The sequence below is a fragment of the Lachnoclostridium sp. genome (assembly GCF_031997925.1).
Taxonomy (GTDB): Bacteria; Bacillota; Clostridia; order Lachnospirales; family Lachnospiraceae; genus Lachnoclostridium.
On record NZ_DAMADT010000009.1, the window covers coordinates 123,828 to 136,891 of the forward strand.

Below are 13,064 nucleotides of genomic sequence, written 5' to 3' on the forward strand. Positions count from 1 at the left end.
GCCTATAAAATACATCTTCTTTAATATTCACTGCCACATAACCTTTTACCATAGAAGGATTTTCCGTATATAATGGGTATTTAGCAGCAAAGGAATATACCCGGTGTTCCCGATTACCAAATGTCATAACCCGGTGAGAAATCCAGCGTTTACTATTTTGATATTTCGTCTCTGTATGAAAAATACCCTGTTCTTTTAAAAAATCTTCTGTATTAGAACTAAAATTAATACCGGTAAAGGTAGAGATATGTACTTTATTCTTTTCTGTATAAAGTTCTATACTTGAAATAAAAGAATCCTTTTGTGTACGTATAACTTTTATAAAATCTAATATATTAACTGCTTTTAGTATATCTTTTTCCATAGGATAATATAAATACTTTTGAATATCCTCGTTTTGATTACCTAAATTTATAATGTCTAAAATAATTTGATTGGAATCTTTAAAAATAGCCTCCACATTGTTTTTAAGATATCTTAATCGATAATTTTCTAATTCTTCTATTTTTTTATTATAGTTAACGGAAAATTGTACCGTTAGAATAATTCCGATAAAAAGAGCCACTGCTACAACCAATACTACAAAGGATAAGATCAGACGATTAAAAATCGTATCAAACCGATTCAGACAATTGAAGCGCTTTTTCATAAAGTAATCCTACTTTCTTAATATCTTATAAAATTATAGGAGATCTGCTAAATCCCATAATTATATTATATCTTTATATAGAATTATTTCAATTATACTTATTCCACTTTATGTTACTATATCTATATTCTGTATATAGCCCAACCCATCCGGTGGCTATGGTTCCTTCCTTCAGCATAAGTTTCAACATAAGTTTTGAAAATTCAATGGAAAGTTAGCTTGACATTGATGTACGTTTATGATATTCTAATTACGGAAAGCTTACTTTACATTTTAAGTATAGGAGGTGGTTACTTGAGAAACCGGCTGGAAGAAATACGTAAACTGAATGGAATCAAACAGGAAGAGTTGGCATCCGCTTTGGAGGTATCCAGACAGACTATCGGTTCTCTTGAAAACGGAAGATATAATCCTTCCATTCTGTTAGCATTTAAAATTGCCCGCTATTTCAACATGAGTATTGAGGATATCTTTATCTATGAGGAGGAAAAACAGTGAAACAGAACAAAATAAAAAATATTATATTTCTGATGCTACTGGGCGCTATCTTATTAGTTGTAGGGATTTTTGTTATAAGCATAACTTCAAAAACGGTCTCGGGACTATGTATAGGGATAGGCGCTGGACTTATTAGCATGAATGCAGCAAATCTGCTCATCAGTCTTTATTATAAAAAGCGTCCTGATATAAAAAAGCAGAGTGACATTGATTCCAAAGATGAACGCAATATTTCTATTAACATGAAAGCAAAGGCAAAAGCTTTTGACATTACCATAAGATCACTAATTATTATTCCTTTCCTGCTGATACTCACCGATTCGCCGTTGTGGCTGACTCTTGCAGCTATCTGCATATATTTGTTTGGATTTAGTATGCAAATATATTACACAATACGATATAACAAAGAAATGTAGTCATTTCACTGTTAATTGAACTGGAATAAGGAATTATTATCAAATATAATTATGTTGCGACAGTTTAAAGGGGCGGTAGTGTATTTATTATCTTACACAACTCGAAAGGCAGAACATTGTTTGTTCTGCCTTTTACTATATATTCCTATTTTACTAAAATGATAATAACAGTCCAGTATTTTTCTCTATTCTTGCACCCGAAGGTAGCGCTCCCATCACGTAGCTTTCCCAAGAAGTTCCTATCACAGGGTCCAGGATAACGATTGCTCCATTATCATCCTCTGTTCGAATTAATCTACCACAACCTTGTTTTAATTTGAGAACCATTTCAGGGTAATCAACTATAATAATCGGATCGAATCCCTGTTCTCTTGCCTCCTTACGTTGTACTTCAATGAGAGGATCCCGAACTTTTAAAGGTAGTTCCCAGATGATTAGCAAGTTCAATGCATCTCCTGGTACATCTATTCCTTCCCAAAAATTAGACCCGATTAAAACGGAGGTTTCTTCCTCTTTAAATTTCCGGACAAGATATCCACGCTCCCCTATATCTTCCCATATCATTTCAAATGGGAAGTGATACCCTTGTAATTTCTTTCTGATTTTTTTTGTTTCATGTAAGGAATTCGTAAGCACAAGCGCTCGTCCACCATTCTCTTTTAGTAAAGATACTAAGTGCTCAATTTTATTCGATGTCTTTGGTAAGTAGACAACGACTTGATTTTCCAAATCAAAAGGACTTCCAATCGTGGATTTGGATGGGTCTTCTAACCCGAGCGTTCTTATAAAATAATCAAAATCACCTTTATTACTTAAGGTCGCGGAGGTAAAGACTACTGGTATTTTCTTCTGGAATAAATGTTTATTTAACATATCACCAATCCTTCGTGGAACAACCCAAAAGCTACCATCCTTTTGTTCTACCCAAGAAACTATATTACTTCCTTGATTTCTACTGAATTTGTCTAGTGCCCATATTGCTCTTTCTATCTGCCCCTCGTATGCCTGTATTTGATTTGGTGATAATGAATCAGTATATAGTTCTTGTTCTATTTGCATCTCTAGAAGAAGATGGTCTAAGGTCTTACGAAAGGTAGTTGCAGCTTTTAGTAAGGCGTCATTCCTTTGAATTGATACCCTTTCTGTGCTTTCTCCTGCTATTACAGAATGCTGTAGCTGCGTAAAAAATGAATTTGTGGCATTTTCTATCGTAGTAATTGTTGAAGCTAGCGAAGCTCTAGCTCCCTGTATCTCTTCAAGAGCAGAAATCATAGTATCGATTTCATCCCTATTAATTTGTTGTCCTGCTTGCATGGATGCAGGAAGAAGGACCTTATGTCCTTCATCGAAAATAACTGCGGAATAGTCAGGAAGAATGGGCAACAAGCCATTGGCTAATCGCTCCTCTCGTGTCCATAAATCATGAAAGAATGTTTCATGGTCCACAATAAGCAAATCTTTTGTAAGTCTATACTGTTCTCTTGCTTTCACAAGTTTGCAAAAACCTCGGATAGAACATATATCGCAAGCCATATATTCTTCCCATTTCATCATCTTCCACTCATGATCTGAGATGTGTGGTATCTCCGAACGTTCCCCTAGCAATGTGTTACTTAACCACTCATTGATTTCACTAGACATCGCACCGATTTCTTCCATATTTTCATCCACTCGAACATCACAGATATACTGATGTGGATCTTTGGCCATCCGAGCATCGATTTCTAATCCAAGTAGTCTAGATAGCGTTCTAATATCTCCTTCTGAGCCTGCAAGTTGCTCCTGAAGTGCTGTGGTAGCACACGCAATCACTACAGGTTTTCCAGTAAAGCGAGCATAAGGAATTGCTGATAGCAAATAGGCGAATGTTTTCCCTGTTCCAAGCCCTGCCTCCGCTAAGTGAACGTTTTTATTGCAAACGGCATCTGCAATTTTAAAAGCCGTAAATATCTGCTCATCTCGAATCTCATAACCATGTTCAGGCAGAAGGTCATACAACACATCACCAATCCACTCAACTAATTTCTCTTGAAATTCTTGTTTATTCTTATAATCAAAGGGTTCTTTTCTTTTTGCACACATGTATCTGTTTCTCCTATACGCTATCAATATTTAACTTAAGTACTCAATCTGTAACTTTAAGCTAATTCCCAAACATTTTTATAATAACAATAATCCTCTATTCCCATTTAGGTGACTAGAGGATTATTGTTAAATCTCATTAACTTTCTTTATATAATATAAGTATACAAGAAACTAACGCTATGTTCAATTGGAATTATTTTATTCTAACTAAAAAAGCAAACGTAATATCTATATCTTCTTACCTGCGCGGCAACGCATGAATCGCACCATAGTTACAGTCATTAAGCGCTTCCGCTATGGATTCATTATAGGTAGGATGTGCCCGCATAGCCTTTAAAAGCTGCATTACAGTAAGTTTATTGGAAATGGCAGTTCCCATCTCACCGATCATATCTGTAGCTCTGGCGCACATCATCTGTGCTCCCAGTAATACGTTCGTTTCCTTATCTATTACAACTTTAACAAAGCCTCTCTCTTCCTTTGTTATCAATGATTTACTGTTGGCATGTGTTAAAAATTTTCCTGTAACGATCTTGATTCCTTTCTCTATTGCTTCCTGTTCTGTTATTCCGACACATGCAATTTCAGGATCGGTATAAACACAGGATGGAACTACTGATAAATCAATTGACGGTTCTTTCCCATTCATTCGTTCCACTGCACAGATACCCTGAGAACTTGCAACATGTGCCAGTTGGCTTCCACCAATAACGTCACCGATGGCAAACACGTTAGGCATGCTTGTTTCAAAATTTTCATTTACCAAAATCCTGCCCCTGTCCATTTCCAGTAATGTTAACTCCTCCAGCAGACCATCTGTATTTGGGATTCGTCCGGTGGCTGAAAGCAGATATGGAATCTTTCGGACCTCGGTTTTTTCCTGATCCTTTCCCTTCTCTAAAAAGGTACAGAGAAACTCACAGTCCTCCTTTTCTATTCTCTGAACAAATGCTCTGGTATGAATGTCAACACCTCTCTTTTTCAAAAGCAGCTTTACATTCTGTGAGATTTCCTTATCAAGACTGGGTAGAAGTCTTTCTTCCGCCTCCAACAATGTGACTTTGGAACCACAGGAAGAGAATACCGTAGCAAACTCTACTCCTATGACCCCGCCACCTATAATAAGCAGGCTTTCCGGTACATGATCAAGCTGAAACATCTCATCGCTGGTCATGATTCCAGGAAGATGGATTCCTTCAATGGGCGGAAGAACAGGCTTCGATCCTGTTGCCAGCAATATATTTTTCGCCTGAAGAATTTCTTCTCCTTCCTTTGTCTTAATTCTAACTCTTCTATCCTTCATAAGCGTCCCGATCCCATGGATCCGTTCCACTTTATTTCCCTTAAGGAGCTGTTCTACTCCAAGTCTGAGACTTTCAGAAGTCTCATTTTTATAGGACATCACTTTGCCGTAATCAAAGCTTACCTCTTCCACGAGAATTCCGAACTGTTCTCCGGACACAACCTCCTGATATAATTTTGCAGCATGCAGCATTGCTTTTGCCGGAACGCAGCCGCGGTTTAAGCAGGTACCTCCGACTTCCCGGTTTTCTACCACCGCTACCTTCATTCCCATCTTAGCTGCCTTAATCGCTGCTACATATCCTCCAGGGCCTGCGCCAATAACAAGTAGATCATATATTTTCTCCATCCTATCCTCTTTTCCTACAACGTTCTTTGCTCATGTGAAATTTGTTCTATGGATTACGCAGGTACAAACTTCTGTGTGAAAGAAATCGCAGATTTCTTTCACACTTCTTACTTGTCTCCTAAATTTGGGCATTAGCAAAAAACTCTATTAAATCTTTTATTATGATTGATTGTGCTTGGGTCTTAGCAGGAACCTGATTCAGTTTATTACAGATATCCTTATTCTCATATCTACTTCCCTTTATAAGCCTAGGGAGCATTTCCACAAGATCTGGCTCCATGGAATCGGAAAATAATTGCAAATCCTTTATGATTCCGCAGCTCACCTGAAACTGCCAGATTACATTTCCCCATGCAAACTGTTTTGACAGTTCATACTGAAAATCCATGTTACGTCCGTACAGCCAGGAGAAATCCGAGAACTTCTTTCTTCCGTTTGACAATGCTTTCTGGTCCAAATCCTCCTGTTTACAGTAAACCGCCTTATATCCATAGGTTTCTTCAAATGCCTCCAGAAGCTTTTCTTTTAGCATAGTAATGGTCAGTCCAGTCTGATAATCAGAAAGATTAGCTACCCTGGATCGAACAGAATCCACTCCTTTTAAAGCCAGCTTATCCTTTGAAACCTGCAGATATTTAGAAAGCTTCTGCATATCTGCACTTACCAGTAGGGTTCCATGATGATAACACTTCTCCCCTCTGGTATAAAAGGCATTGCCAGAAAACTTCCTTCCAGATATGGTAATATCATTTCGTCCTGATTTTTCTGCATGGATTCCCAGCTTTTTGACCGCACATAGAATGACCTCCAGCTGTTTATCCAGATCATAATGACACTTGTGGACAAGAAACGTAAAATTAAGATTGCCAAGATCATGGAATACGGCGCCTCCTCCTGAAAGCCTTCTCACCAGATGTCCGCCATCCTGCTCAAGTTCTTGAATTCTGCATTCCTTCCATGGATTCTGGTTTCTTCCAATTACAACAGTATTTTCATTCTGCCAAAGGTAAAGAAAGCAAGTATCCTGCTCTACTGTTTCTAATAAGTACTCCTCTATGGCAAGGTTTTGATACGGGTCATTACTGCTTCCGTTTAAATAATTAATTTTTTGTATCATCTTTCTCTGCATCCTTATCTGAGAAGTCATATCTTAATATTAAATTTCTGGCTGCTCTTACTTCATCAAGTCTGGTGACTGACGTATTGACTGGGGCTTTATGAAGGATTTCCGGATTTAATTTAGCTGTCTCATATAGGCTACGAAATACAGAAATCACCTGATCTAAGGTTTCTTTTGATTCCGTTTCCGTAGGCTCCACCATTAACGCTTCTGGTACGCTTAGCGGAAAATACATGGTCGGTGGATGGATTCCATAGTCCAAAAGTCCTTTTGATATGTCCATAGCTGATATCCCATTTTCTTTTTTAAGCCTTATAAGGCTCATGACAAATTCATGCATACAGGATCCAGGATATGCCATGTCATATACATCCTTTAATTTTGCCATCATATAATTGGCGTTCAGTACCGCATGCTTTGAAGCTTCCGAGATTCCTTCCTTTCCAAGCATGAACAGATACGTCATGGCTCTAACCACAATTAGAAAGTTTCCGTAAAAGCTTTTCACCTGTCCGATACTTTGAACAGGACTTTTAAACAGATATCCGTTTTCTTCCTCCACCAGGTTATTTGGTAAAAATTCAGACAGGAGATTCTTGCAGCCTACAGGTCCACTGCCCGGACCACCGCCTCCATGGGGAGTGGAAAAGGTTTTATGAAGATTCAGATGGACTACATCAAACCCCATATCCCCTGGTCTTATCATGCCCATGACAGCGTTTAAATTTGCTCCGTCGTAGTAAGCCAGTCCTCCGGCCTCATGAATGATTTTGGTGATTTCGAGTATATTTTTATCAAAAAGACCTAAGGTATTAGGATTGGTCAGCATCAGTCCTGCTGTATCTTCCCCGACTGCCTTTTTTAGTTCCTCTAAATCTACTCCTCCATCTTCCCCGGACGGGATACTAATTACCGAAAATCCAACCATTGATGCACTTGCAGGATTGGTTCCATGTGCAGAATCTGGTACTATGAGTTTCGTTCTTTTCCCGTCACCACGGCTTTCATGATATGCTTTTATCAGCAAAAGCCCGGTAAATTCACCGTGGGCTCCTGCTGCTGGCTGAAAGGATATACGGTCCATTCCGGTTATCTCACACAGGTATCGCTCTGCAGTTTTTAATACCTCCATGCAACCCTGCACCGTATGCTCCGACTGTAGCGGATGAATCTGCGCAAATCCAGGAAGCGATGCTATGTATTCATTGATCTTGGGATTATATTTCATGGTGCAGGAGCCCAAAGGATAAAAGCCATCATTTACGCCATATGCCTTTTTTGCTGCTTCTGTATAATGCCTACTTATCTCATTTTCAGACACGTTTGGAAGGTGCAGTCTCTTTTTTCTCCGGCTGCTTTCCTCTGGCAGGTTAACCGGCACATCACATTCTGGCAGAATACTCATCTTTCTTCCTTCCTGCCCTTTTTCAAATATCAGCATAACCTACACCTCCTTCAGAATGCCAATGACACGATCGATGTCATCTTTTGCATTCATTTCCGTACAGCACCATAAGATTTGCCCGGCTCTTTCGCCAGTTAATGGATAACCGCCAAGAATTCCCGCATCTTCCAGTACACTCATCACCTTTTCTACTGGAATCTTTGAAATGGTTACAAATTCGTGGAAGAATTCCCCGCGATTTATAACAGGATACCCGATTGCTTCTAATTGGTTTGCCATATAATGCGCCTTTGACATACACTGTATGGCTGTCTGCTTCAGTCCTTCTGCTCCCATAGCAGATAAATAAACTCCCACTGCCAATGCACAAAGTGCCTGGTTTGAGCAGATGTTGCTTAATGCTTTTTCTCTTCGGATATGCTGTTCTCTTGCCTGAAGGGTTAGAACATATCCTGTTTTTCCATTGAAATCAACGGTTTCTCCGACGATCCTTCCCGGCAATTTTCTGGTCAGTTCTTTCGTACATGCCATAAATCCGATATATGGCCCACCGAATGAAAGCGGCAATCCGAGGGGCTGCCCCTCTCCCACTGCAATATCAGCACCATATTCTTCTGGTGTCTTTATAACACCTAAGGAAATTGGATTTACGCCCATGATATACTTTGCATCAGCTTCCTTAGTTATGCTTCCGATTTCTCCAGCTAGTTCCAGACTACCGTAATAATTTGGATTCTGAATATATACACATGCGGTTTGACGATCAATATGTTCTTTTAAAAAATTAAGATCCGTCATACCGTCTTTTTCAGGAATAACAGTCAACTCCATCCCATTTCCAAAACAATAGGTCTTTATGGTCTCCATTACCTGAGGATGAACCGCAGCGGAAACAAAGGCCCTTGTTTTCTTTCTGTCCCTGCACATAGCTACCGCTTCTGCTGCCGCAGCCGCACCGTCATACACGGAAGCATTGGCCGTGTCCATCCCAGTAAGTTCACAAATCATTGTCTGGTATTCAAATATGGATTGTAAGATTCCCTGGCTGATTTCCGCCTGATATGGGGTATAAGCAGTGTATAGAGTTTCCTTGGATAACACGCTTTTCACAACAGCCGGAATATAGTGCCTGTATGCACCGACCCCCCTAAAAATGACCGGAAATACCTTATTTTTCGCTGCAATACCTTCCATTTCCTTACATACTTCCATTTCAGACATTCCACGCGGAAGGTTCAACCCATCCTTTAACATAACTTCCTGCGGAAGCTGCCCAAAAAGGTCTTCTATGCTCTCAATTCCAATCACTGACAGCATTTCTTTTCTGTCAAGATCGGTTGCTGGTACAAATGAACCCATATGCAGATCTCCTTTATTCCATTTCTTTTTTTACAAATTCTTCGTATTCCTCTGGACTTAAGAATTCTTCTTTCTCCGTAATACCGGTTATCTTTGCAAACCAGGCTTCATAAGGAGTCTCATTGATCTTTTCCGGTGCATCAAGAAGTTCTTCGTTAATTTCCGATACGACTCCGGTTACTGGGCAATAGACATCCGAAACAGCTTTTACTGACTCCACATCGGCAAAACTTTCTCCGGTTACCGTTTCGTCACCCTCTTCCGGAAGATTAACAAAGACAAGCTGTCCTAACGTCTGCTGCGCATAATCCGTAAGGCCGACTAAGGCTGTTGTTTCATCCTCAAACCTTACCCATTCATGTGTTTTTGTGTAAACCAAGTTTTCTAATACCTTCATGATAAATTCTCCTTTTCCTTGATGGATTATTTTGTTCTCTTATAAAATGGAAGGGGCACCACTTCTGCCTCTACTTCTCTTCCCCTGACAATTACCGTTACTTTTGTACCTACTTTTATATATTCTTTATTAAGGATAGCCATGGCCACCGGGTAGCCCAGATATGGGCAATGGGTTCCTGATGTTGTAAAGCCCACTTTCTTCCCGTCTACAAGTACATCTTCCTGTTCCCGTATGATTCCCCGCCCTGTTACCCTTAAGCCTACTCGTTTTCTCATGAGGGAATCCTTATCTGGCAAATGGTTTTTACCGATGAAATCCTCCTTCTGCATTTTCACAGCAAACGAAAGACCGGCTTCCACCGGATTAATCTCATCATTCATCTCATGTCCGTACAGCGGCATGCCTGCCTCCAGCCTCAGGGTATCTCTTGCCCCCAGCCCACAAGGAATCAGTCCGTATTCTTTTCCTGCCTCCATAAGCGTTTCCCACATTGTAATAGCATATGTATTATCGAAATAAAGTTCAAATCCGTCTTCCCCTGTATAACCGGTTCTGGATATCATGCATGGAATCCCAGCCACCATTCCATCAAAAACAGCATGATAGTACTTTTCGGGAATGTCTGTTGATAGCTTTATAAGTATTTCCTGAGACTTAGGACCCTGCAAGGCAATTTGTGAGATTTTATCAGAAATATCTTCAAACACCACCTCTCCAAATTTATGCTCTAGCATCCATCGGTAATCCTTTTCTTTATTAGAAGCATTTACGACGATTAAGTACTCCTCTTCTTTTTCCTTATATACAATCAGATCATCCACCGTACCCCCTTGCTCATTACACATAGGACTGTATCTTGCCTGACCATTCGCCATATCGGTAAAATCATTGGTCAGTAACTGCTGCAGATTCCTAAGAGCATCTTTCCCTCTACAGCGTATCTCCCCCATATGAGAAACATCAAAAATCCCTGCCCTTGTTCTTACTGCCATATGCTCCTTTATGATTCCCTCCTCATATTGGATGGGAAGGAGATATCCAGCAAAAGGGACCATTTTGCCATGAAGTTTCAGATGCATTTCGTAAAGCGGTGTTTTTAGTTCCATGTCTTAATCCTCCTTAAATTTATCTGATAATATAGTGGCGTAGTTATTTCTCATAAAAGGTGTACTCTTTGCACCGTAAATCTAATTATTGAAACATGCTTTCTGTTTCAATACAGGAACGTCAACCTTTTATCCATAAAAAAAAAGACAGAAAGAAATATCCATATAGGATATTCCTGCCTGCTTCTGTCCTTTTACCTGAAAGATTGACTTCTTCGGTATATAAATGTTCTCCAGAGTTACGTCCGAATCCGATCCTTTTGCCTGAGAGTTTCTGCGTTCCCCTTCGGCGGCACAGTCTTGTGCTCTCTTCCGTATTCATCATCCGTTATTAATATTGATATTATCAGACTATTTTGACACTGTCAATCGTTTTTGCTAACTGTTATTGCTAACTCAAAATTCCAGTTCCAATCACCATGATAGATCATCCTTTTATTCATTATACACAGGCTTGAATGGATTTTTTAATAATATTAAGACCTGCTGTAAGTTCGTCTCTACTAATAATTAAAGGTGGTATAATTTTTAATACACTATCTTTTCTTCCTGCCAATTCAATGATTAGTCCATTTGCAAAACATTCTTTTGATATTTCATCTGTTAATTTTTCATTATTGAAATTTGAAAAATCAATTCCAAAAATAAGTCCTTTTCCGCGATATTGTATTTTATTATTAATCGGCAGTATATTCTGTTCTATGTATTCTTTCACATACTTTTCGTCATTTTGTACTTTATCCCATAATTTATGTTCTATTGCATAATCTATTGCAGCACTAGCTCCTATAAATGCTAGTTGATTTCCTCGAAATGTACCAGAATGCTCTCCTGGTTCTAAGCAATCAATCTCTGGTTTAAGAAGGAGTAATGACATAGGTAGACCTCCACCGCTAATCGATTTCGATAGCGTAACCATATCTGGTTCGATTCCGGCTTGTTCAAACGAAAAAAACGTACCTGTACGCCCACAACCAACCTGTATATCATCGCAAACTAAAAGGATATGATTTTCTTTACATATTTTATCTAGTTCTTTTAGCCATTCAAAATCAGCAACTTGAACACCACCTTCACATTGAACGGTTTCAACAAATATAGCTGCTGGCTTTTCTATTCCGGAATGATCATCATTCAAGATCATTTTAATATATTCTAACGAATCAAAACCTTTTCTACAATATGGAACAAATATTGTATTCTCTAGTTGTACACCTGCACCATTACGCGCAAATAGTGAACTTGTCAATGCCAAACTTCCTAACGACATTCCATGAAAAGCGCCCATAAAAGCAATTACATTTTTTCTTCCAGTATATTTACGAGCTATTTTTAAAGCAGCCTCATTTGCATTTGTTCCAGAAGGGCCACAAAACATCATTTTATAATTGTAATTTCTAGGAGCTAAAATGCAGTCTTGAAATTTTTTAATAAAATCACATTTGGCTGTAGTATACATATCAAGCGCATGTAAAATTCCATCATCTTTTATATAATTGATAATACGCTCCATAATATATTCATTGTTATGACCATAATTAAGCGTACCAGCACCGCTAAAAAAGTCTAAGTATTCCTCACCTTCTGGTGTATACATTTTGCATAATTTAGCCTTTGTGAATACTTTAGGAAAATGTCTGCAATAATTTCTGACATTAGATTCAAATTTTTCACTCTCTAACATACTATCTTCCACCTCTTTAATTTTATTTTTTATTTTTCTCATGCATCAAATCCAAGTTACTCTGTTTATTTGCATTTTTATATATATCACATTGCTTTTGTTTATTTTTGAGTCAAAGTGGTTATTCGAAATCTGATTACGCTACCAGCTCTACCTCATTTCCACTACGTGGCATTTTGCCTCTATATACTATCATATACTTCTGAAAGTCTTTATATGTATGATTTTCACAAAGAAATAATCACTGGTTCTTTAGGATATAATTTTAGAAATTTAAGAAAACAAAAAAGACTGGTGATTCAATCATTTAGTAATAGCTCCCGCCAGCAAGTTGTGGTATGAATATTTTAAAGCTCCCGATCTAGTCATGTCCAATACAAATCTGAATAAAATTCTCTTACTAGCAAATAATAACTCTATTAATATTAGGAATAATTATGGCAAATTGACCAAAGAAAAACGATTTGTAAGAAAAAACGAATGGTGGCCCTACCATGGTTGAGACCGCATTTAGATGGAGAAATACGAAATACTTAGAAACGTTCAGGCAGCCACCACAAACCTGGAAACGACAAATAATAAACTTTTTATGAAAAGGAGTAAATTATATGAATCGTGATGAACTCATAGACCAAGTAAAAGACGAGTATGCACGTATAGCCTCTTCTGAATCCCAAGAGAATTTTATCCA

General features: G+C 38.5%; 11 protein-coding genes and 1 riboswitch. Of the genes, 2 read left to right on the forward strand and 9 right to left on the reverse strand.

Translation table 11 applies throughout. The features are described 5' to 3' along the window. Positions 1-649, reverse strand: a 649-nt coding sequence (locus RTP52_RS08575) for a hypothetical protein (RefSeq protein ID WP_312370563.1), incomplete at its 3' end; no start/stop codon positions are given. Between the two features lie 294 nt (positions 650-943). Here RTP52_RS08575 and RTP52_RS08580 point away from each other — a divergent pair. Both RTP52_RS08580 and RTP52_RS08585 read left to right on the forward strand, forming a co-directional pair. Next, on the forward strand, positions 944-1,147 hold the full coding sequence (locus RTP52_RS08580; RefSeq protein WP_312105711.1) for a helix-turn-helix transcriptional regulator: 204 nt from the start codon (positions 944-946) through the stop codon (positions 1,145-1,147). Further along, a complete protein-coding gene (locus RTP52_RS08585; RefSeq protein ID WP_312370565.1) occupies positions 1,144-1,563 on the forward strand; it encodes a hypothetical protein in 420 nt (139 codons plus the stop codon). The genes RTP52_RS08580 and RTP52_RS08585 overlap by 4 nt, the downstream gene beginning before the upstream one ends. A gap of 153 nt (positions 1,564-1,716) precedes the next feature. Here RTP52_RS08585 and RTP52_RS08590 read toward each other — a convergent pair whose 3' ends face one another. From RTP52_RS08590 to ectB, 8 genes are all read right to left on the reverse strand, one after another. Continuing rightward, the gene (locus RTP52_RS08590; protein ID WP_312370568.1) at positions 1,717-3,645 is read right to left on the reverse strand and encodes an ATP-dependent DNA helicase; all 1,929 of its coding nucleotides are present in this window, start codon (positions 3,643-3,645) and stop codon (positions 1,717-1,719) included. Positions 3,646-3,886: 241 nt separating this feature from the next. Further along, positions 3,887-5,299, reverse strand: coding sequence for a dihydrolipoyl dehydrogenase (lpdA, locus tag RTP52_RS08595; protein WP_312370571.1), 1,413 nt, complete (start codon positions 5,297-5,299; stop codon positions 3,887-3,889). Between the two features lie 118 nt (positions 5,300-5,417). Continuing rightward, positions 5,418-6,416, reverse strand: a complete 999-nt coding sequence (locus RTP52_RS08600) for a lipoate--protein ligase (RefSeq protein ID WP_312370573.1) — start codon at positions 6,414-6,416, stop codon at positions 5,418-5,420. Next, entirely contained in the window at positions 6,400-7,860 is a 1,461-nt protein-coding gene (gene gcvPB, locus RTP52_RS08605) for an aminomethyl-transferring glycine dehydrogenase subunit GcvPB (RefSeq protein ID WP_312370576.1), read from the reverse strand. Before gcvPB ends, RTP52_RS08600 begins: the two co-directional genes overlap by 17 nt. 3 nt (positions 7,861-7,863) lie before the next feature. Next, positions 7,864-9,183 carry an aminomethyl-transferring glycine dehydrogenase subunit GcvPA gene (gene gcvPA, locus RTP52_RS08610; protein WP_312370579.1) on the reverse strand — a complete coding sequence of 440 codons (1,320 nt, stop codon included), beginning with the start codon at positions 9,181-9,183 and terminating at the stop codon, positions 7,864-7,866. 13 nt (positions 9,184-9,196) lie between these two features. After that, positions 9,197-9,580, reverse strand: coding sequence for a glycine cleavage system protein GcvH (gcvH, locus tag RTP52_RS08615; protein ID WP_312105719.1), 384 nt, complete (start codon positions 9,578-9,580; stop codon positions 9,197-9,199). 26 nt (positions 9,581-9,606) lie between these two features. Beyond that, positions 9,607-10,689 (reverse strand): glycine cleavage system aminomethyltransferase GcvT, encoded by a 1,083-nt coding sequence (gene gcvT / locus RTP52_RS08620; RefSeq protein ID WP_312105721.1) that lies wholly within the window; start codon positions 10,687-10,689, stop codon positions 9,607-9,609. A gap of 242 nt (positions 10,690-10,931) precedes the next feature. Next, positions 10,932-11,014: riboswitch (glycine riboswitch) on the reverse strand. Between the two features lie 117 nt (positions 11,015-11,131). Beyond that, entirely contained in the window at positions 11,132-12,415 is a 1,284-nt protein-coding gene (ectB, locus tag RTP52_RS08625) for a diaminobutyrate--2-oxoglutarate transaminase (protein ID WP_312105723.1), read from the reverse strand. Positions 12,416-13,064: the final 649 nt, after the last annotated feature.